This is a genomic window from Methanoculleus sp. (assembly GCF_035363275.1).
Taxonomy (GTDB): domain Archaea; phylum Halobacteriota; class Methanomicrobia; order Methanomicrobiales; family Methanoculleaceae; genus Methanoculleus.
In genome coordinates this window covers 1-1196 of the sequence record NZ_DAOSET010000146.1, presented here as the reverse complement: position 1 = coordinate 1196, position 1196 = coordinate 1, and the positions used below count along the sequence as shown (strand labels likewise).

Annotated in this window: 1 protein-coding gene and 1 pseudogene; both read left to right on the top strand. The window is 58.3% G+C overall.

The features are described 5' to 3' along the window. Positions 1 to 350, top strand: a 350-nt coding sequence (locus PLN84_RS13425; RefSeq protein ID WP_348532202.1) for a V-type ATPase subunit subunit G family protein, incomplete at its 5' end; no start/stop codon positions are given. After that, a pseudogene (locus PLN84_RS13420) lies at positions 337 to 1196 on the top strand (V-type ATP synthase subunit I); the annotation flags it as partial. The gene PLN84_RS13425 and the pseudogene PLN84_RS13420, both read left to right, overlap by 14 nt.

The following is a 1196-nucleotide window of genomic DNA, read 5'->3' as shown; positions in this document are numbered from 1 at the left end:
GCCGTGAGAAGGAGGGTTTGATGAAGACCGATGTCCTGAAAAGCATCAGGGAAACTGAAGAAGAGTATCAGGCAATGATCCGTGATGCGCAGGCTGAGAGGAAGAAGAGCCTCTCGGATGCCGAGATGGAGGCTGACAACCTGGTCCTGAAGGCACAGAACGATGCCGCGGAGTACAGGAATCAACGCCTTGCCGAGGCACGGGCCCAGGCGCAGAGCAGATATGCAGAGATTGTTAAGGAGGGTGAAGCGCGCGCAGAACAGCTGAAGGCAGCGGGGAACAAGAACCTTGCAAGAGCTGTAGACTTGATTGTTGCACGGTTTAAGGAGCAACTGCATGTTACGGCCTGAACAGATGCGCCGGCTGCTCATCGCGACCCCGAAGGGTGAGATCGAGACCATCATCAGCGAGCTCTACCGTCACAACGTCTATCACATCGAAGACTTCGTGCCGGAGAGCGAGTCCGCTGAAGCGCTCTCGATCGGCCACCCGCTTCCCGGGGCGAGCGATGCGGCTTCGGCGCTCATCAAGGTCAGAGCGATCGAGAATGCGTGCGGGATAGACCCGGATAACGTAGAAATCAGAACAAAGCTCCCCGCATCGAAGGTCAGGGCGATGATAGAGACGGATCTTCCCTCCATCCAGAAGGAGGTAGAAGACCTCGTCGCAACACGCTCGAAGCTGGAGGCGCGGCAGAAGGAGCACGAGCAACGCGCAAGAGAACTGGAACCGTTTGCTGCGGTCCCCCTGGATCTGGAACTCTACCGCGGGTATACGCGGTTTACCGTCTTTACCGGGCATATCATGCACGATGTGTCCATCGACGTCCCCCACGAGAAATATTTTTCCGATAAGGTGGACGGCAACATGATCGTCGTCGTGGTGGCAAACGAGCACCGTGAAGAGGTCGAGCGAACCCTTCTCGATGCCGGGTTCCAGGTGATCCCCATCCCGGAGGAGACCGGGGCGCCGGCTGATCGCCTGGCGGCTCATATCGACGAGACCCGGCAGGCAAATACCGAGATTGCCGCGGTCAATGAGAAGATAGCGGGGGTCCGGGAGAGGCACACCGATCTCCTGGTAGCATGCGATGAACTACTCACGGCTGATGTAGAGCGGGCGGAAGCCCCGTTGCGGTTTGCTACCACAGAGGAGACCTTTATCACTGAAGGGTGGGTGCCTGGCGATCAGGCGGA